The sequence below is a fragment of the Streptococcus sp. DAT741 genome, from assembly GCF_009866825.1.
GTDB classification, from domain to species: Bacteria; Bacillota; Bacilli; order Lactobacillales; family Streptococcaceae; genus Streptococcus; species Streptococcus ruminantium.
Genome location: NZ_CP019557.1, coordinates 1,615,212 through 1,634,308, shown reverse-complemented (window position 1 = coordinate 1,634,308; position 19,097 = coordinate 1,615,212). Strand labels below are relative to the sequence as shown.

At 41.0% G+C, this 19,097-nt stretch carries 14 protein-coding genes; 6 read left to right on the top strand and 8 right to left on the bottom strand.

What is annotated here, in order from left to right; all coding sequences use genetic code 11:
• Window positions 1-82: 82 nt before the first annotated feature.
• From BZG42_RS07730 to BZG42_RS07680, 8 genes are all read right to left on the bottom strand, one after another.
• A complete protein-coding gene (locus tag BZG42_RS07730; RefSeq protein WP_120172086.1) occupies window positions 83-298 on the bottom strand; it encodes a PspC domain-containing protein in 216 nt (71 codons plus the stop codon).
• A 12-nt stretch (window positions 299-310) separates the two neighbouring features.
• A complete protein-coding gene (gene serS / locus BZG42_RS07725; protein WP_155964275.1) occupies window positions 311-1,585 on the bottom strand; it encodes a serine--tRNA ligase in 1,275 nt (424 codons plus the stop codon).
• Between the two features lie 361 nt (window positions 1,586-1,946).
• Window positions 1,947-2,318: a DUF956 family protein gene (locus BZG42_RS07720; protein ID WP_024532471.1), complete on the bottom strand. Its 372-nt coding sequence runs from the start codon at window positions 2,316-2,318 to the stop codon at window positions 1,947-1,949.
• 60 nt (window positions 2,319-2,378) lie between these two features.
• Complete coding sequence (locus BZG42_RS07715) at window positions 2,379-3,290, bottom strand: PTS system mannose/fructose/sorbose family transporter subunit IID (RefSeq protein ID WP_024532470.1); 912 nt, start codon at window positions 3,288-3,290, stop codon at window positions 2,379-2,381.
• 17 nt (window positions 3,291-3,307) lie between these two features.
• On the bottom strand, window positions 3,308-4,114 hold the full coding sequence (locus tag BZG42_RS07710; RefSeq protein ID WP_155995844.1) for a PTS mannose/fructose/sorbose transporter subunit IIC: 807 nt from the start codon (window positions 4,112-4,114) through the stop codon (window positions 3,308-3,310).
• 29 nt (window positions 4,115-4,143) lie between these two features.
• Window positions 4,144-5,136: a PTS sugar transporter subunit IIB gene (locus tag BZG42_RS07705; protein WP_024532468.1), complete on the bottom strand. Its 993-nt coding sequence runs from the start codon at window positions 5,134-5,136 to the stop codon at window positions 4,144-4,146.
• Between the two features lie 844 nt (window positions 5,137-5,980).
• Window positions 5,981-10,921, bottom strand: a complete 4,941-nt coding sequence (locus BZG42_RS10120) for a Cna B-type domain-containing protein (protein ID WP_328706653.1) — start codon at window positions 10,919-10,921, stop codon at window positions 5,981-5,983.
• A gap of 294 nt (window positions 10,922-11,215) precedes the next feature.
• On the bottom strand, window positions 11,216-12,028 hold the full coding sequence (locus BZG42_RS07680; protein ID WP_024533138.1) for a Cof-type HAD-IIB family hydrolase: 813 nt from the start codon (window positions 12,026-12,028) through the stop codon (window positions 11,216-11,218).
• Between the two features lie 243 nt (window positions 12,029-12,271).
• On the opposite strand from BZG42_RS07680, the gene BZG42_RS07675 reads away from it, so the two are divergent.
• The 6 genes from BZG42_RS07675 (at window position 12,272) to BZG42_RS07650 (ending at window position 19,032) form a co-directional block, all read left to right on the top strand.
• Window positions 12,272-13,732 (top strand): NCS2 family permease, encoded by a 1,461-nt coding sequence (locus BZG42_RS07675; protein ID WP_120172080.1) that lies wholly within the window; start codon window positions 12,272-12,274, stop codon window positions 13,730-13,732.
• A gap of 218 nt (window positions 13,733-13,950) precedes the next feature.
• Window positions 13,951-14,802 carry a MetQ/NlpA family ABC transporter substrate-binding protein gene (locus BZG42_RS07670; protein WP_155996359.1) on the top strand — a complete coding sequence of 284 codons (852 nt, stop codon included), beginning with the start codon at window positions 13,951-13,953 and terminating at the stop codon, window positions 14,800-14,802.
• Window positions 14,803-15,031: 229 nt separating this feature from the next.
• Entirely contained in the window at window positions 15,032-16,396 is a 1,365-nt protein-coding gene (locus tag BZG42_RS07665) for a M20/M25/M40 family metallo-hydrolase (protein WP_155964984.1), read from the top strand.
• The gene (locus BZG42_RS07660; protein WP_024533143.1) at window positions 16,389-17,453 is read left to right on the top strand and encodes a methionine ABC transporter ATP-binding protein; all 1,065 of its coding nucleotides are present in this window, start codon (window positions 16,389-16,391) and stop codon (window positions 17,451-17,453) included. The genes BZG42_RS07665 and BZG42_RS07660 overlap by 8 nt, the downstream gene beginning before the upstream one ends.
• A complete protein-coding gene (locus tag BZG42_RS07655) occupies window positions 17,454-18,146 on the top strand; it encodes a methionine ABC transporter permease (protein WP_024533144.1) in 693 nt (230 codons plus the stop codon).
• A 355-nt stretch (window positions 18,147-18,501) separates the two neighbouring features.
• Window positions 18,502-19,032 carry an isoprenylcysteine carboxyl methyltransferase family protein gene (locus BZG42_RS07650; protein ID WP_120172072.1) on the top strand — a complete coding sequence of 177 codons (531 nt, stop codon included), beginning with the start codon at window positions 18,502-18,504 and terminating at the stop codon, window positions 19,030-19,032.
• Window positions 19,033-19,097: the final 65 nt, after the last annotated feature.

Below are 19,097 nucleotides of genomic sequence, written 5' to 3'. Positions count from 1 at the left end.
TTCGGAGTAGGGTGTTTTTGGGGAATAGAAAAAGACGATTTTGTTGGTCAATTGCACCAATGGAATCGTCTTTTATTTTATTTTAGTTTAATTCTGATTTATCTGGTAAGAGTATTGCTAGAATGATATAGGCAGTCAGAAAAGGCAAATTGGTTACAATGGCCAAAATGACGACAACCAATCGAACGTTTTCTAGCTTCCAACCATAGTTTTCATATAGTTCAAAGTAGTCATACAGTCCAGCGATAACACCAGCAATTTCCTTACGACTTTTATCCTTATACCATTTCTTTTGCATAATTTCTCACTCCTATGGCTTAATAACTTCCACACCGCCCATGTACGGACGGAGTACTTCTGGAATGGTTACAGAACCATCTTCATTTTGATAGTTTTCAAGGATTGCAGCAACGGTACGACCAACTGCAAGACCAGAACCGTTGAGAGTGTGCAGCAATTTGACTTTGCCATCTGCGGCAGCGCGGTAGCGAATCTGAGCACGCCGAGCTTGAAAATCTTCTGTGTTAGAACAGCTTGAGATTTCACGGTAAGTATTTTGAGCAGGAAGCCAGACTTCCAAGTCGTAGGTTTTAGCAGCAGAGAAGCCCATATCGCCCGTACAAAGAGCTAAAACACGGTATGGAAGACCAAGTTTTTGAAGGATATTTTCTGCGTTTGCTGTCATCTTTTCTAGTTCATCATAAGACTGCTCTGGCGTTGCAAATTTTACCATTTCAACCTTGTGGAATTGGTGCAGTCGAATCAGACCGCGAGTATCGCGACCGGCAGAACCAGCTTCAGAACGGAAAGACGGACTCATAGCTGTAAAGTATACAGGTAGATCACTTTCATCTAAAATCTCGTTGCGGTAGTAGTTGGTCAAAGGAACTTCTGCAGTTGGAATAAGGACAAATGGAGTGTCAGTCAACTCAAAAGTATCTTCCTTAAACTTGGGATATTGACCTGTACCGAACATAGAGTCTTGATTAACTATGTAAGGCGTGATGACTTCCTGATAGCCTTCTGCGATATGTTCATCTAACATAAAGTTGTAAAGAGCACGTTCCAAGCGAGCGCCCAACCCTTTATAGAAGAGAAAACGAGCGCCAGTAACTTTTGCTCCCCGCTCCCAGTCCAGTATTTTTAGGTCTTCTCCTAAATCCCAGTGAGCTTTGGGTTCAAAAGTGAACTCACGTGGTGTGCCCCAACGACGAACCTCTACGTTTTCCTCTTCATCAGCGCCGATCGGAACAGAATCATGAGGTGTATTTGGAAGATGCGCTAGGATGACGTTCAATTTTTCATCAATTTCAAAGAGTTCTGCATCTAAGTTTTTCACATCAGCAGATAATTTTTGCATGGCCGCAATCTTATCGTCTGCATTTTCCTTGTTACGTTTTGCCTGAGCAATCTCAGCAGAAACAGTGTTACGTTTTGCTTTTAATTCCTCAACAACTATTAAAATTTGACGACGTTTAGCATCTAATTCCTTGATTTCAGTCAAGGTCTCAGCAGAGACACCGCGAGTAGCTAATTTGGCTGCAATAGCATCAAAGTCAGCACGAATACGTTTAACATCTAGCATAATACAAGATACCGAGGGCATAAAATCCGACTGAAAAATAGAAGACCAAGACAGTGTACCTGCATACAAGGTAGTCTATATTTTTTTGAGGAGTTAGCCCAAGTCCAATTTCACCACAAATTTTGATGTGGAAAAACTGAACTCTCCTTTCTATTTTTTTAAAATAAAATACACACATGATACCCTGCTGGAGCGACTTTCACCGCGGTTCCATCCAGCTTCACATGTGTGCACTTTTAAGTATTCAGTTTTATTACAACGGTAGAATTTCATCAGCTTCCCTTATCTGCTCGCAGCACCCACAGACTCTCTGAAAAGTTGGACTAACTACTTATCCGTTTGTCTTATTATACTTGATTTTCTATTTTTTGGCAAATAGATTTGAAAGTTTTTTGCTAATTGTTTGGATGAGAGTAGGGAGCTTGACTACTCTGTCGTTTCCGATATGGTTGCGAGCTACTTTGAGAATCTTTCCAGAGTCTTTGGAAGCGAATAAAAAACGACTTTTCTCAGTAGAGATTTCAAAATGACGACTAATCGTTTTACCTGTTACATTTGCACCAATACTTGTTATCTCTGACCAAGGAATCTGGATGTAACGTTCCACATTGCTGTCTGGGTAGAACTCTAGTGCCTTGTCTCCAATCAGAAATTTACCCACCTTACTTCCAAATCCGGTGTAGAAAGCTCCTGTGACCTGTAGCTCAACTGTTGTATTTTGTGATTGCGCCATATTCCCTCCATTTTTACTTCATTAGTATGCCACAAAACCCCGCGGGAGCGGGGTTTTATATTACATGATTCCGAAGAAACGTGCGATAATACCAACGATGAAGAGACCAATAATCATAGTGATAGGTGTCACTTTCTTCTTAAGCAAGTGCATGCAGAGGAAAGTGAGAAGAAGTCCCATCAAGCCTGGAATCAAACCGTTCAACTGACCTTGTAGGGTTTGTGCTTCTGTTGAGTGAAGACTAAGACCGCTGAGGGCTTTACCAAGGATACCTTGCAATTCTGCACCGGTTACAGCACCTTCTGGGAAAACGACATAAGCACCTTCTGACAGCTGTTTGCTAGGAAGGTCAACAGTAAAGTTGATTGATACCCAGCGTTGTACAAGTACAGCAAGGATGAACATACCGAGGATAGAAGCACCTTTAGTGATGTCTTGGAGGATACCACCAGACATATCTTTGGTGATCTCGCTACCAGCTTTGTAACCAAACTCTTGTGTGTACCACAAGAAGGCCATGCGAATAGCATTCCATCCAAAGAAGAAGAGCAAAGGACCAACGATGTTACCAGTCAATGCAAGAGACGCACCGAAGGCACCAAGGATTGGACGTACTGTAAACCAGAAGACTGGATCACCAATACCAGCAAGAGGTCCCATCATACCGATTTTCACCCCTTGAATAGCTGTATCATCGATTTCAGCACCATTTGCGCGCTCTTCTTCAAGGGCAAGTGTCACACCAAGGATTGGTGAAGCAACATATGGGTGAGTATTGAAGAACTCTAAGTGACGCTCAAGAGCAGCAGCTTGGTCTTCTTTTTTAGCGTATAACTTTTTGATAGCTGGGATCATTGCATAGGCCCAACCCAAGTTTTGCATACGCTCATAGTTCCATGAACCTTGAAGGAAGGTTGAACGCCACCAAACTTTTTTACGATCGCTTACGGAAAGTTGAATTTTTTCTGACATGATAAATCTCCCTTCTCTTAGTAGTCTTCAAGAATATCGCCGATTGGGTCGTTAGATGAAGCACCGCCGTTACCTGAGCTACCTTGTTTAGATAGGTTGAGGTAGATGAAGGCAATAGCGACACCGATAACACCTAGAGCGATAAGTGTTAGCTGATTGAGGGCAGCAAGGGCGAAACCAAGGGCGAAGAATGGCCATACTTCACGAGTTGCCATCATGTTGATAACCATAGCATAACCTACAGCAACAACCATACCACCACCAACAGCCATACCGCCTTTGAGCCATTCTGGCATTGCTTCAAGAACAGATTGAACAGCTTCAGCTGGCATTGCTAGAAGAAGAGCAGCAGGAACAGCGATACGCAAACCTTGAAGGACAAGTGCAAACAAGTGGTAGCGTTCAACAGCAGCAAAGTTAGCTTCTTTTGCAGCATTGTCAGCACCGTGAACAAGACCTACCGAGATTGTACGAACAATCATAGTAAGGAAGAGACCTGCTACTGCAAGAGGAATCGCAGCAGCTGTTGCGACTTTAATACCTACATCTGAAAAGTCGCCACCTTTAACCATGATGATGGCAGCTGCAACAGAAGCAAGAGCAGCATCAGGCGCAACAGCAGCACCAATGTTTGCCCAGCCAAGAGCGAGCATTTGTAGAGAACCACCAAGCATAATACCTGCAGTCAAATTACCGGTCACAAGACCGATAAGTGTACAAGCAACAAGTGGTTGGTGGAATTGAAATTCGTCAAGGATACCTTCAAGACCAGCGAAGAAGGCAACGATGACAACAAGAATTGCAGAAATAAGTGTAATATCCATGTTGAAATCCTTTCTTTATGCAGATGACATTATTGAACGTTGGCCTTGTTGATGAGTTCGAACAAGTCTTTTTTAGAGTCATTTGGTACTTTACGGACATCGAATTGAACACCGAGGTCACGCAATTTTTCAAAGGTTGCAACATCGTCTTTGTCCATTGACAATACGTTGTTAACCATTGTTTTACCAGTAGAATGAGCCATAGAACCGACGTTCAACTCTTTGATCTCAACGCCACCTTCAATAGCTTCGAGAGCTTCCTGAGGAGTTTCAAAGAGAATCAAAGCGTGTGTGTTACCAAAGCGAGGGTCTTTTGAAATCTCAATCAATTTTTTGATTGGTATAACGTTCGCTTTTACGTTACCAGGTGCAGCTTGCTTGATGAGCTGTTTACGCAATTCATCTTTTGCAACGGTATCTGAAGCAACAATAATGCGGTCTGCTTTAGAAGCAGGAGTCCAACCAGTCGCCACCTGACCATGCAAGAGGCGGGTGTCAACACGAGCCAAGTTGATTTTTAACTTACCATCACCGATGACAGTACCTGGAGGGATAGCACCTTGTGGTGCAGCAGGAGTGGCAGCGACTGTAGGAGTAGCTTCGGCTGGCTGAAGTTCTTCTGGAAGAACCTTGATACCATCCTTTGCTTCTTTGATAATGTTTGCCGCAACTTCTTCTACGCCAGCAGTAGCGTTAATCATACGCTCTGTGTAAGCTTGAATAAGCATCGGCAAGTTTAGACCAGTAATGATGGCAAACTTACGGTCTGGATTTTCACCAGCTACGCGGCTTGCTTGGTTAAATGGTGAACCACTCCAAAGGTCAGCCAACACCAAAACTTCATCATCGGCCTCAAATGCGTCAACAGCAGCATTGAGCTTAGCGTATAAATCATCTGGCCCTTCACTTGGCATAAAAGTAACAACTTGTACTTTTTCTTGTTCGCCAAAAATCATAGAACCTGACTGATGAATACCGGCAGCAAATTCGCCATGACTTGCAATAATGATTCCAATACTCATTATTAGACCTCCTAAATTTTTCTTGTTCATGTAAAAACCATTGAATGGGCTTTCATGTCCGAACGTTACTATTATAAAACGTTTTCACTTCTTTTGTCAAGTAAATTCGTGTAAAAACTATAAGAATTTCCAAAAATATTGCATATAATTTTCAGAAAAACAATAAAAATATGCAAAAAAAATATTAAGAATAGTTTGGATGGAGATTGATCTACTTGTCTTAGCCTTACCGACCTGATACGAAAATTACTCCCTTTAAAAACTCATATACGGGTGTATTTCCAGTAAGAACGATGTGATTGATGCTCTACTTGGTCGCTGTGCGAAGGAACAAACTCTTCTATTCCACTGACGAGAGTTCAACATTAGTCACTTAAGGCATGAGTATAAAAATACGATATGGTCTCATCAGACGAAGTTCCGATACGTTGGTAAAAAAAATTAAGGCTACTTTATCAGTTTCTGTGTGAGCTTCGCTGTTTATCAATCTTGTGTCTTGTATGACTTACTCACGACAATAAAAAGGTTTCTCGACTGCTCAATGGATCTGTGAATCATTGAACAGAAAGTCATGATTACGGTTGCACATTATCTTTTAAAATTGTTCTATCAAAAAATAGTTCAACTTAGTCCTATCACTTTTTTCAGTAAACTTGTTTTCTCCTGCTTTATATTGAATAGGCAGTAATAAGATTCAAGTCTAGTAATGGATAAATTACGCAAAAAAGCGAACAAGATAGAATTCTAAATGATAGAAAACTATCTTTATTCGCTTTTGGATTATAGAGTTAAGACATTTGCCTTAGTCTCTCTTCCCCTCAATCACTCTGTGGGTTTGTCATGCCTATTTCCTCTTTCGGTAAATCGCTTGAGCACTGATAGTCGCGGCAAGTGCTAGTCCGACAAACGTCAGTCCTAGTCCGCTGAGACTTCCTGTTGATGGCAGTGGAGTCGATTTTTTCTTCTTAGGAGGAGTGGTTGGCTTGTAGGTGTTGGTAATGGTGACATTTCCATTTTCAACTTTTCCTACAGATGCTGTGTATCCATCAACCACTGAAACCTCTTTGACCGTATAGACAATATCTTTCTGGTTTGCTTTCTTGGCAAGTCCTGTCCAAGTATGCGTCCACTTGTTATCAGCAGTCAGGGTTACAGGTTCGCCCAACTTTTCACCGTTGGCATAGAGTTGAACTTGGATAGCTTCAGGACGTTTACCGTCTTGATTATTGTTATCCTTCCAGACCTTGGTAACAGTGAGACTCGTCTGACCAGGTGTGTAACTGTTGGTAATGTTGTGACCATCAATGGTTGTTGTATAGTTATCAACGGCATTCTCAGTTACAGTGTAGACGATTTCCTTCCCGTTAGCGTACTTCGGTAGGTTAGTAAAGGTATAAGTCCAATTCGTATCGGCAGAGACTTTCTGACTTTGAACGACTTCACCGTTAGCCAAGAGGTTTACGGTAATAGATTTCGGACGTTTACCGTCTTGGTCGTTGTTGTCATTCCAGGTCTTAGCACCTGAAACTTCCGTTGTTTCTGGAGTGTGGGTGTTAGTGATGGTGGTTCCTTCTACAGATGAGGTATACCCGTTTGGTGTGTTCGCCTCTTCCACAGTGTAGGTAATTTTCTTGCCATTTTTGTATTCAGGTAAGTCTGTGAATGTGTAGTTCCAATCACCGTTGGCATCTGGTTTGATGGTTGTTGTAGAAACTACCTGACCATCTGCCAGAAGGTTGACGATAATAGAAGTTGGGCGTAGACCATCTTGGTTGTCCTTATCTTTCCACACCTTGTTTACCTTGACAGAGGTTGTACTTGGTGTGTAACTGTTTGTGATATTGTAGCCATCCACCTTCATCTCATACCCGTCTACTTTTTCTTCTGAAACAGTATAGACGATTTCTTTTCCGTTAGCGTATTTCGGTAGGTCGGTGAAGGTATACTTCCAGTCGTTTTCAGCAGTGACTTGTTGGCTCTTGATGACCTTACCATCCGCCAAGAGGTTTACGGTGATAGATTTCGGACGTTTACCGTCTTGGTCGTTGTTGTCATTCCAAGTCTTAGTACCTGCAACTTCCGTTGTTTCTGGAGTATGGGTATTGGTGATGTTTGTTCCTTCTACCTTCATCTCATACCCATCTACCTTTTCTTCTGAAACAGTATAGACGATTTCTTTTCCGTTAGCGTACTTCGGTAGGTTAGTAAAGGTATAGGTCCAATTCGTATCGGCAGAGACTTTCTGACTTTGAACGACCTCACCGTTAGCCAAGAGGTTTACGGTAATGGATTTCGGCCGTTTACCGTCTTGGTCATTGTTGTCATTCCAGGTCTTAGCACCTGCAACTTGCGTTGTTTCTGGAGTATGGGTATTGGTGATGGTAAAGTTATTGGTTGATGTTTGAGTTACTTTTGAAGTATAGCCATCAATAGCAGTGACTTCTTTGACGGTGTAGACGATGTCCTTTTTGTTTGCTTTCTTGGCAAGTCCTGTCCAGGTTGCTTTCCAGTTGTTCTCTTCAGAAAGGGTTTGGCTCTGTCCAGTGGCAACACCGTCTGCGTAGAGTTCTAGTTTGATTTCCCTGCGCAGTCCGTCTTGGTTGTTGTTGTCTTCCCAAACTTTTGTGGCAGTGACACTTGTTTCTCCCGGTGTGTAGCTGTTAGTGATATTGTAGCCATCATAGGTTGTAGTGTAATCTGCGACTGCTTTTTCACTAATCGTGTAGGTAATGGCAGCTCCATTTTTCTTAGCAGGTAGGTTTGAGAACTTGTAAGTCCAGTTGTCGTCTGCGGTGATGATTTTGCTTGCGACCGGTTGACCGTCTGCCAAGAGGTTTACGGTGATAGATTTCGGACGTTTACCGTCTTGGTCATTATTGTCATTCCAAGTCTTGGTACCTGCAACTTCCGTTGTTTCTGGAGTATGGGTGTTGGTGATGTTGGTTCCTTCCACCTTCATCTCATACCCATCTACCTTTTCTTCTGAAACAGTGTAAGTGATTTTCTTGCCATTTTTGTATTCAGGCAAGTCTGTGAAGGTGTGGCTCCAATCGCCATCAGCATTTGGTGTGATCGTTTCCGTCTTAACAACTTCACCGTCCGCCAAGAGGTTGACGGTAATGGAAGTTGGGCGCAGACCATCTTGGTTGTCCTTATCTTTCCAGACCTTGTTTACCTTGATAGAGGTTGTACTTGGTTTATAGGTATTGGTGATAGTGACATTTCCATTTTCAACAGTTCCTACAGTAGTGGTGTATCCCTCTACTTTTGAGACTTCTTTGACGGTGTAGACGATGTCTTTTTTGTTTGCCTTCTTAGCAAGTCCTGTCCAAGTGTGTGTCCATTTGTTGGCTGCTGTTAGTGTCACGACCTCGCCAGATTTCTGGTCGTTAGCATAGAGTTGAACTTGGATAGCTTCAGGACGTTTACCATCTTGATTGTCCTTGTCATCCCAAGCCTTGGTTACTGTGAGGCTAGTTTGACCAGGTGTGTAACTATTGGTGATATTGTACTTATCGTAGGTTGTGGTGTAGCCTTCAACAGCGTTTTCTGTCACGGTATAGACGATTTCTTTTCCGTCAGCGTACTTCGGTAGGTTGGTGAAGGTGTACTTCCAGTTGTTAGCTGCTGTTACCTCTTGGGATTGAACGACTTTGCCATCCGCTAAGAGGTTGACGGTGATAGACTTTGGACGTTTACCATCTTGGTCGTTGTTGTCGTTCCAGGTCTTAGTCCCTGAAACTTGCGTTGTTTCTGGAGTATGGGTATTGGTGATGTTGGTTCCTTCCACCTTCATCTCATACCCATCTACCTTCACCTCTTCCACAGTATAGACGATTTCTTTTCCGTTAGCGTACTTCGGTAGGTCAGTGAAGGTATACTTCCAGTTGTTTTCAGCAGTGACTTTTTGAGTCTTAAATGGTTTGCCATCAGCTAAGAGGTTTACGGTGATAGATTTCGGACGTTTACCGTCTTGGTCGTTGTTGTCGTTCCAAGTCTTAGTCCCTGAAACTTGCGTTGTTTCTGGAGTATGGGTGTTGGTGATGTTAGTTCCTTCCACCTTCGTCTCATACCCATCTACCTTCACCTCTTCCACAGTATAGACGATTTCTTTTCCGTTAGCGTACTTCGGTAGGTCAGTGAAAGTATACTCCCAGTTGTTAGCTGCTGTTACCTCTTGGGATTGAACGACTTTGCCATCAGCCAAGAGGTTGACGGTGATAGACTGTGGACGTTTACCGTCTTGGTCGTTGTTGTCGTTCCAGGTCTTAGTACCTGAAACTTGCGTTGTTTCTGGAGTATGGGTGTTGGTGATGTTGGTTCCTTCCACCTTCATCTCATATCCGTCTACCTTTTCTTCTGAAACAGTGTAGACGATTTTTTCCCCATCTTTATCGTGTTGGTCCAAGCCTGAGAATTTATATGACCAATCATTCTCTGCAGTTACTTCTTTAGTCTGAACGATTGTTCCATTAGCCAGAAGATTAACTTTGATAGACTTTGGACGTTTACCGTCTTGGTCGTTGTTATCCACCCAGGTCTTTTTGCCTTCAATGTCGGTGTTTGCTTTTTTATCTATAATGGTTACGATTGAATTATCAGCTATCCTCGTTACAGGGGCTGCAATCGCATAGCCTGCCGGAGCCTTTGTTTCAGTGATAGTATACTCATCCCTCAAAAGCCCAGTGACTTCCACTATCCCTTTTTCATCAGTCATAAATTTGCCAATCACTTGACCAGTTGCTGTGCGAGTAACGGTGAATTCAGCTCCTGCAAGAAGTTGACGCTCTTCATTTACTTTTTCAATGATTAAACCGTAGTTATAGCCACTAGCTGAACCAGAAGCACCTTGATAGGTCTGCACATGACTGGCATGAGATCTTCTGGTAGTTCCAGTATAGTACTCTGCTAAATTATTAAGTTTTTCTCCGTTAATAAGAGTGTAGGCGGCTTTTACCCTGTACTTGATTCTGTATCCTTTCCCATTAATGTCCCCGAGTTTAACTTTAAAGGAGGTTTTATCAGAAGAAATCTCAATCTTATCCTTATACTTACTGGTAACATTAATCTCACTTCCTAATGCCCAGTAGTTCCACTCATTTTTATACCAGTTTCCTTCTTGGATTTCAAAGCTATCTTCCACATACTGTAAGCCAGGAGACTTAAGCTGATCTGAAATCGTTACATCAGGCACAGTTGACTTAGATGTATTGATATTAATCAAATACACTATTTCGTTGTTGTTAGAGCTAACTCCGTATTTCCAAAAGTCAATCTTATCGCTATCACCCTTAGTACCGGTATAGCTAAGCTTACCAGTACCAATTGTAATCTTAGTTTTATTATTGATTGTTATTTCTGCCGCAACCGTATTTGCTGTTGTTACTACCTTCCTATCCACAACAACGTTCATTTCGAGATGTCCTTTTATGTCGCTATGTTTCTCAACATAGTCTGTATAGGTCATTGTTAGTGTTTTGATTTTGGGTTCAATAACAGCTTTTGCGACAGCTTGTCCATCAGGAGCATAAACTTCAAATTCTTGATACCGTTGAAAATCCAGTTCTTTTGGTAAGGAGATGGTGGTTGTGTCATCTTTTTTTGTTCCATTAGGTACAGTAAAATCAAATGAAAATCTTGTGGAGTTTCCTCCTTCAACCACCTCAGGGGTTAGATTAGTGTTGCTAACCTCAATATCAACAGATTTTGCCGAGGCTGCTTGGGCAGAAAAAATCCCGCCAAACAACACCAGCAAGATTAGAAGTAGGTTTCTTAACTTAGTCATTGCGACCCTCCTTTTTTAATCAGTAATTGCTTTTTTTTTTTAGCATTTACGATAAAATTTTACCATCTAAACTACAGGATGTTAAGAACAATCGGTTGACACGGTGTGGACTTATTTTGGGGTTTTCCTTTATTAAAATTGAGCTATATAAATAAGAAAAACGAACAAAGATTTGACTTTCTCTTTCAAAAGTCAAATCTTTGTTCGTTTTGTAAATAAAATCTCATTGAGCCTCAATGGATGATATAGGATTACTAAAATGAGAAAAGTTTTGTCTAAGCCTCTCTTGATTTGTTATAAAAATAGATTTTCTAGCTCTCGTGCTACTCCATCTTCAAAGTTGGCAAATTCTGTTAAACGATCTGCGTGTGGTCGGAGACGATTGCTACAATTTTTCATGGCGTAGGCGGTGCCAGCTAGTTCCAGCATTTCAATATCATTATGTTCATCTCCAAAAGCAATTAAATCTTGGGGACTAGCTTGATAGAGATTGAGGATATAACTAAGGGCTGTCGCTTTATTGACACCTTTTGCACAAGTTTCGAGGATATTTAATGGTCCGCCCCAAGTGTTGATTTCCAACTCGTTCTTAAAGTAAGCTTTCATTTCTTTTGCCAGTTCGTATTTATCTACTGCTCGAGTTTGCATGAGAATGGAATGAGGGTTGCTGGTAATACGTTCTGGTTTGATAAGAGTATCAGGGGTAATCTGTTCAACACCCATCAAGGTAGGGTCAATTTTGTCCAGATTGGTTTGAGTGATATAGAATTTCTTCTTGTATTCACCAGCAATAAAATCTGCCTCAAAATGTTCTTCTTCTTTAAGAAACTCTAAAAGATATTTTTTATCGATGAGGATATTCTGTTCCCATTGCCACTTTCTTTCTGGAAGATGAACTAGAGAGCCATTGAAGTTGATCATGGGAGTATCTAGCTCTAGTTGATGATAAAAATTTTTTGCCATTCGATAAGGACGTCCTGTTGCAATAAGGACGGTGTGACCTGCTTGACGAATTTTTTTAATAGTCGATATGGTGTAGTCGGAAAGCTGACTATCATTATTTAGTAGAGTGCCATCTAAATCGATCGCAATTATTTTTTTCTTCATATTCTAGTTCCTTCTGAGCTTCTTCGTCTTGGACTGATAGTTTCAAGTATAGCAAAAGCAGGTAAGAAAAGCAAAGGCGTGGGTATTTTTTATTTGTAAGAAAAAAGAAATAAAGTTCGTAAAAGACGAACAAAAAATATAAAAATAATGAAAATAACGTTTTCAAATCACAAAAACTTGAAATATGAATCGTTTTCTATTACAATATCTTTATCGTTCGTAAATTAAAGGAGAAATGAAAAAATGGATCAATTTTTCAAATTGAAAGAACATGGAACGACTGTTTCAACAGAAATTATGGCAGGTCTTACCACCTTCTTTGCCATGTCTTATATCTTATTTGTCAATCCAAGCGTGCTGAGTGTAGCTGGTATGCCTACACAGGCAGTATTTTTGGCAACAATTATTGCCAGTGCTGCTTCAACTCTTGTGATGGGACTCTTTGCCAATGTTCCTTATGCCTTGGCACCAGGGATGGGCTTGAACGCCTTCTTCACTTATACAGTCGTTATCGGACTGGGTTTTAGTTGGCAGGAAGCTTTGGCTATGGTTTTCCTATGCGGCCTTTTCAACGTTTTTATCACTGTTACAAAGGTTCGTAAGAGCATCATTAAAGCCATTCCAGTTAGTTTGCAACATGCTATTGGTGGAGGTATCGGTGTCTTTGTAGCCTACCTTGGTTTTAAAAACTCCAACTTGATTACATTTCTGACATCTGGTTCAGACATTATTACGGTTAATGGTGTTGCTCCAGCTAGTGCGACGGCAGAAACCTTCTCAAAAGGTGTCTTCTCCGTCTTTGCCAAGGGCAGCGTTGTACCAGCAATCTCAACGTTCACGGATCCGAGCGTGCTTTTAACGGTATTCGGTCTTCTCTTGACAGCTATTTTGGTGATGAAGAATGTACGTGGTGCTATTTTGATTGGTATTGTTGTGACAACATTAGCTGGTATTCCAGTGGGTGTCGTTGATCTATCTACGATTGATTTTGCTAACAATAATATCGGAACGGCTTTTTCTGAGTTGGGAACAACCTTCCTTGCAGCTTTTGGAGGACTTTCCTCTCTTTTTGCAGATTCTAGCCGATTACCACTTGTTTTGATGACAATTTTTGCCTTCAGTTTATCAGATACATTTGATACTCTTGGTACCTTTATTGGTACAGGTCGCAAAACAGGAATTTTCTCAGCGGAAGATGAAGAAGCTCTGGAAAATGGTACGGGCTTCAATTCAAAAATGGATAAGGCTCTTTTTGCAGATGCTGTCGGTACTTCAATCGGTGCCCTCTTTGGTACATCAAATACGACCACTTATGTTGAGTCAGCGGCAGGAATCTCAGCAGGGGGACGCACAGGCTTAACAGCGGTAACAGCAGCAGTTTTGTTCCTCCTATCCACCTTTATCTTGCCATTTATCGGTATTGTACCAGCGGCGGCGACAGCTCCAGCACTGATTATCGTTGGTGTGATGATGGTTTCCTCCTTCTTGGATGTTGATTGGAGTCAATTTGAAGATGCGCTTCCAGCCTTCTTTGCAGCCTTCTTCATGGCCCTTTGTTTCTCCATTTCTTACGGTATTGCGGTATCCTTTATCTTCTACTGCTTAGTAAAAGTTTCGACAGGAAAGGCAAAAGAAGTTCATCCAATTCTTTGGGGAGCAACAGCCCTCTTCATTTTAAACTTTATTATTCTGGCAGTTTTATAGAAAATTTCCTGATTATATAATGATGAAACTGGTTCACCTATTCGGAGACCAGTTTTTAACGTTGTGGTTGATGGTTTTTGCATATTAAAATAAGCTATAAAAAATCTTGGTTTTATTATAGTTAAAAGTTATAACAAACTATAAAAAAAGTCAATTAGTCAGAACAAAGATTATGTGCTAAGATAGGTACAGTTCTAAATTTTAAGGAGATAGATTTTATGAAATTGAAAAACTGGTTTAGTTTGGTGGCAGTGGCCTTGACAGTAGGTCTCCTTGCTGCATGTGGTCACTCCTCATCGAAGTCAGAATCGTCCGCAACGACTGTGCATATTGGTGTGATGAGTTTGAGTGATTCAGAACAAGCACGTTGGGATAAAATTCAAGAGATTCTTGGTGATGAGGTAAAATTGAAATTCACTCAGTTCACCGATTACTCACAACCTAATAAGGCAGTAGTTGAAAAAGAAGTAGATATTAACGCCTTCCAGCACTATAACTTTTTGAAGAATTGGAATACAGAAAATGATGCCAATCTTGTGGCTATTGCGGATACTTATATTGCACCGATTCGTCTTTATTCTGGAACTGATGGTGGAAAGAACAAGTACACAAAAGTTGAAGATATTCCAAGTGGGGCAGAAATTGCAGTACCAAATGATCCGACAAACGAGAGTCGTGCCCTTTACCTTCTTCAATCGGCAGGTTTGATTAAGGTAGGTGTGTCTGGTACAGAATTGGCGACAATCGCTGATATTACCGAAAATAAGAAAAACTTGAAGATTACGGAGTTAGATGCCAGTCAAACAGCAAGTTCACTCAGTTCAGTTGATGCAGCAGTTGTGAACAATACCTTTGTGTTGGAAGCTGGTTTGGATTATAAAAATGCCCTTTACAAGGAGCAAAAGGATGAAAATTCATCACAGTGGTATAACTTGATTGCTGCCCGTAGCGACTGGGAAAAATCAGAACAAGCAGCTGCTATCAAGAAAATCATTGCAGCCTACCACACAGATGAAGTGAAAAAGGTCATTGAGAAGACTTCAGATGGTATGGATGAGCCAGTTTGGTAATAACTGATCAAAATTATAGATGTATGCGGGTAAAGAGGCTGGCCTTTAGGCCGGGCCTCTTGTCTGCTTTTATGTTGTTTGATTTGGCGCTTATTCTGCCGATGGATAAAGGAATTTGGCTTTCCGAATTTTCAGTTTTGTGTAATAATGAGTCTGGCAAAGCAAATAAAATATGTTGATTCTTGATTTGTTTTACCAGTCTGGTAATAGAAAGAGAAGGAATAGAAAAATGACAGATACAAGGATTCAGGCTTTTGAGCAGGATGCGATTATTCAGACCTATTTTGAAAAGTTAAAGGTCTTGATTTCAAAGAAGTCTATTTTTGCTCAACAGATTGGTTTGTTGGATGTGGCTACCTATTTGAAAGAAATGTTTGAAGAGGCTGGGGCAGAGGTTGTTTTGGATAATAGTTATGCAGCACCGTTTGTCATGGCTAAGTTTACTGCTAACAACCCCAATGCCAAAACATTGATTTTTTATAATCATTATGACACGGTACCAGCAGATGGTGATCAAATTTGGACGGATCAACCTTTTGAATTAAGTATCCGTGATGGGTATATCTATGGCCGAGGTGTAGATGATGATAAAGGGCATATTACAGCGCGTTTGTCTGCACTAAAAAAATACCAAGCCAAGCATGAAGGGCAGCTTCCTGTCAATGTTATTTTTATCATGGAAGGAGCAGAGGAATCGGCTTCTGTTGATTTGGATAAATATCTTGTCAGATATAAGGAACATTTAATTGGAGCAGATTTATTAGTTTGGGAACAAGGTCACCGTAATAGTTTACACCAGTTGGAAATTGCTGGAGGGAACAAGGGGATTGTGACCTTTGATCTTTCTGTCAAATCGGCTGGGTTGGATATTCATTCTTCCTATGGTGGTGTTATTGATTCTGCAAGCTGGTATTTACTGGGAGCTCTCCAATCTATGCGGGCTGCAGATGGACGAATTTTGGTGGATGGTATCTATGAACAAGTACAAGAGCCTAATGAGCGAGAGCTAGCTTTGGTTGATGAATTTGCTCTAGCCACCAGTCAATCTATGAAAGAAATCTATGGTTTGACCTTGCCAACTTTGGTGGAGGATCGCCGAGAGTTCTTGAAACGTTTGTATTTTGAACCGTCCATCACTATTGAAGGACTATCAACAGGTTATCTTGGTCAGGGTGTGAAGACAATTATACCTGCTCAGGCTTCAGCCAAGATGGAGGTTCGTCTAGTACCGGGTTTAGAGCCGCATGATGTTTTGGATAAGATTCGCAAGCATCTGGACAGGCATGGTTTTGAAAAGGTGGAGATTAGCTTTACCTTAGGAGAAATGAGTTACCGTAGTGATATGTCTGCGCCTGCCATTGTCAATGTTATTGAGTTGGCCAAGAAGCTAACCCCAGAAGGTGTGGCAGTCTTGCCAACCTCTCCAGGGACCGGTCCCATGCATACAGTCTTTCATGCTTTAGGTGTGCCGATTGCTGGCTTTGGCTTGGGAAATGCCAATAGCCGCGATCATGCCGGTGATGAAAATGTCAGCATTGTAGACTATTATAGCCATGTCAAATTAGTAGAGGAGTTGATTGCAAGTTATGAGTAGAAAAATGATTAAGTTGGATAATATTGATGTGACTTTTCATCAGAAAAAACGCACGATTGAAGCAGTAAAAGATGTGACGATTCATGTTCAACAAGGTGACATCTATGGTATTGTAGGTTATTCTGGTGCCGGTAAGTCAACACTTGTTCGTGTTATCAATCTTTTACAGGTACCAACTGCTGGAAAGATTACAATTGATGAGGATGTAATCTATGAGGGTGACAGGGTAACCTTGACTTCGGCACAACTGCGGAGTAAACGCAGAGAGATTGGAATGATTTTCCAGCACTTCAATTTGATGGCTCAGATGACAGCTGAGGAAAATGTAGCATTTGCTCTCAAACACTCAGGCTTGAGCAAGCAGGAAAAAAAGGAAAAAGTTGCTAAACTCTTGGAATTGGTAGGACTTTCTGACCGTTCAGAAAACTATCCTTCCCAGCTATCTGGTGGTCAAAAGCAACGTGTTGCCATTGCGCGTGCCTTGGCAAATGACCCTAAAATATTGATCTCAGATGAGTCAACTTCTGCCTTGGATCCTAAAACGACCAAGCAAATTTTGTCACTTCTGCAAGAACTGAACGAAAAATTGGGGTTGACGATTGTCATGATTACCCATGAAATGCAGATTGTCAAAGATATTTGTAATCGTGTTGCAGTTATGCAGGATGGTCGATTGATTGAGGAAGGTTCTGTTCTTGATATTTTCTCTCACCCAAAAGAGGAATTGACCCAAGACTTTATCAAAACAGCAACAGGAATTGATGAAGCTTTGGTAAAAATTTATCAGCAGGATATTGTGAAGAACCTACCGAAGGATAGTCTTTTGGTTCAGCTCAAATATTCTGGTTCAAATACAGACACAGCTATTGTTAACGACTTGTATAAATTTTATCAGGTATCTGCTAACATTCTCTATGGAAATATTGAGATTTTAGACCATACACCAGTGGGTGAAATGGTGGTTATCTTGTCTGGGGATTCGGGACAATTGCATCGGGCTTTGGAAGCAGTGGCAGAGGCGCATGTTGAAGTGACGATTTTGAAAGGGGTGAACTAGATGTTCGAATGGATTCAAGCGAATTTTCCAAATATTTATAAACTAGGATGGGATGGTCAGACAGGTTGGTTGACGCACTTTAATTTGACCTTATATATGACATTTGCTTCTTTTGCAGCAGGTGGATTTTTGGGATTGATCTCAGGTTTGTTTTTGGTCTTAACAGGTCCACATGGGGTTATTGCAAACAGGCTGATTTACTGGATTTTGGATAAGATAGCTTCCATTTTTCGAGCTATCCCATTTATCATCTTGCTTGCAGCCATTGCACCTGTGACGAGGCTTATTGTTGGAAAATCAATCGGTACAGAGGCGGCTTTGGTGCCTCTAGCCTTATCGGTTTTTCCATTTTTCGCCCGTCAGGTAGAGGTGGTCTTATCAGAGTTGGATCGGGGTGTTATCGAAGCAGCTCAAGCTTCAGGCGCTACCTTCTGGGATATTGTTCTGGTCTACCTTCGTGAGGGATTGCCAGATTTGGTTCGTGTAACGACTTTGACTCTGGTTTCCTTGGTAGGTTATACAGCTATGGCAGGTGCTATCGGTGCTGGTGGTTTGGGACAAGTTGCCTTGTCCTATGGTTATCTACGGTATAACCATGATGTGACCTTCTTTGCTACCTTCTTGATTTTGGTAATTATCTTTGCCATCCAGTTTGTCGGTGACTTCCTTACAAGAAAGATTAGCCATCGGTAGGTTTATGTAGCCCCCTTCAAGCTGCGGTAGGTGCATAATTCGGAAAAAGACGAATGTTTTTGATATAGATTTGCCATTTATTCTCGTTCGTCTTGTATCACAGTGGAGTCAGAAGAACTCTGCTGTGTTTTTCTTTTCAATCTTCTTCAAGAATCAAACCGATCTTTTATCGACTTCCTTGGAGGAACTTTAGCTCTATCTGTAAGCTTGTTTTCTCATTTTTGATTTTCATTGAGTATAAAATAGAGTGTGACAGCTGATAGTTTACCTCTTTGTATGATTGACATAGCTCCTGCTTTTCGATAAGATAATAGGCATATACAAATGGAAAAATTGATTATAAGGAGTAAGATAAATGTCTATTGTTATTGTCATCATGTTAGTGATGTTTGGAATTCGGCTAGCGTTTTTAAAATTGTCTATTCAAAATGAAAAACGAATTTTAGCCAACGGTGGTAAAGAGTATGGGGTTTCAAATACAAAACTGATCACCCTTTTGCATATATTGTTTTATCTGATGTGTATAGTAGAGGCGATTGTTTATAAAGTACAACTAGATAGCGTTGGTTACCTTGGTCTCGCTCTTATGCTGTTTTCACTTCTTGTATTATGTGTCGTGACTCGTTTGTTGGGAGAAATTTGGACAGTAAAATTGATGCTGTTGAAGGAACACAAATTTGTAGATCATTGGTTGTTCCGAGTTGTTAAGCATCCAAATTATTTCCTAAACATTGCTCCAGAACTGCTTGGGATTCTTCTACTTTGTCATGCAAAATTCGCTGCTTTAATCTTGCCATTTTATGCCTATGCTATTTACAAGCGGATTTGTGAGGAAAATTGGTTGTTGAAAGAAATCATCATTCCAAATGGTATCAAGGAAAAATAATCTCACTTCAATATGTAAGTCGTGGACAAATTCTCTATTTTCTGCTACAATGTTTTATACAAAAG

Excerpts from the sequence above, each read along its gene's own strand:
- BZG42_RS07730 (WP_120172086.1), bottom strand. The coding sequence starts at position 298 with ATGCAAAAGAAATGGTATAAGGATAAAAGTCGTAAGGAAATTGCTGGT.
- serS (WP_155964275.1), bottom strand. The coding sequence starts at position 1,585 with ATGCTAGATGTTAAACGTATTCGTGCTGACTTTGATGCTATTGCAGCC.
- BZG42_RS07720 (WP_024532471.1), bottom strand. The coding sequence starts at position 2,318 with ATGGCGCAATCACAAAATACAACAGTTGAGCTACAGGTCACAGGAGCT.
- BZG42_RS07715 (WP_024532470.1), bottom strand. The coding sequence starts at position 3,290 with ATGTCAGAAAAAATTCAACTTTCCGTAAGCGATCGTAAAAAAGTTTGG.
- BZG42_RS07710 (WP_155995844.1), bottom strand. The coding sequence starts at position 4,114 with ATGGATATTACACTTATTTCTGCAATTCTTGTTGTCATCGTTGCCTTC.
- BZG42_RS07705 (WP_024532468.1), bottom strand. The coding sequence starts at position 5,136 with ATGAGTATTGGAATCATTATTGCAAGTCATGGCGAATTTGCTGCCGGT.
- BZG42_RS10120 (WP_328706653.1), bottom strand. The coding sequence starts at position 10,921 with ATGACTAAGTTAAGAAACCTACTTCTAATCTTGCTGGTGTTGTTTGGC.
- BZG42_RS07680 (WP_024533138.1), bottom strand. The coding sequence starts at position 12,028 with ATGAAGAAAAAAATAATTGCGATCGATTTAGATGGCACTCTACTAAAT.
- BZG42_RS07675 (WP_120172080.1), top strand. The coding sequence starts at position 12,272 with ATGGATCAATTTTTCAAATTGAAAGAACATGGAACGACTGTTTCAACA.
- BZG42_RS07670 (WP_155996359.1), top strand. The coding sequence starts at position 13,951 with ATGAAATTGAAAAACTGGTTTAGTTTGGTGGCAGTGGCCTTGACAGTA.
- BZG42_RS07665 (WP_155964984.1), top strand. The coding sequence starts at position 15,032 with ATGACAGATACAAGGATTCAGGCTTTTGAGCAGGATGCGATTATTCAG.
- BZG42_RS07660 (WP_024533143.1), top strand. The coding sequence starts at position 16,389 with ATGAGTAGAAAAATGATTAAGTTGGATAATATTGATGTGACTTTTCAT.
- BZG42_RS07655 (WP_024533144.1), top strand. The coding sequence starts at position 17,454 with ATGTTCGAATGGATTCAAGCGAATTTTCCAAATATTTATAAACTAGGA.
- BZG42_RS07650 (WP_120172072.1), top strand. The coding sequence starts at position 18,502 with ATGTCTATTGTTATTGTCATCATGTTAGTGATGTTTGGAATTCGGCTA.